The organism is Microbacterium sp. C5A9 (assembly GCF_022627955.1).
GTDB lineage: Bacteria > Actinomycetota > Actinomycetes > Actinomycetales > Microbacteriaceae > Microbacterium.
Window position 1 is genome coordinate 1 of the sequence record NZ_JABXGD010000027.1, and the last position, 262, is coordinate 262.

Below are 262 nucleotides of genomic sequence, written 5' to 3' on the forward strand. Positions count from 1 at the left end.
GTTCCCATCGTGCACAGCGAAGACGAACCGCAACTGGACCGTGAAACCCTGCAAAAGATCGGCATCTGCGTGGTGCTGCTACTGGTATTCGCCGGAACCTTCGAGCCCTTGGGCTTCATCCTCTCCAGCATCCTGATCGGGGTGCCGATGGCTCGCCTGTATGGCGGCCGCTGGGTGCCGAGCGTGGTGATCATCAGCCTGATGGCCATCGGTCTTTATCTGTTGTTCGACAAGCTGATGGACGTGCCGCTGCCCCTGGGCC

Annotated in this window: 1 protein-coding gene; it reads left to right on the forward strand. The window is 60.7% G+C overall.

Translation table 11 applies throughout. The annotated features are described in order from the left end of the window. Window positions 1-262 (forward strand): tripartite tricarboxylate transporter TctB family protein (locus HWD99_RS18350; RefSeq protein WP_241797629.1); only part of this gene is annotated, 262 nt, incomplete at both ends.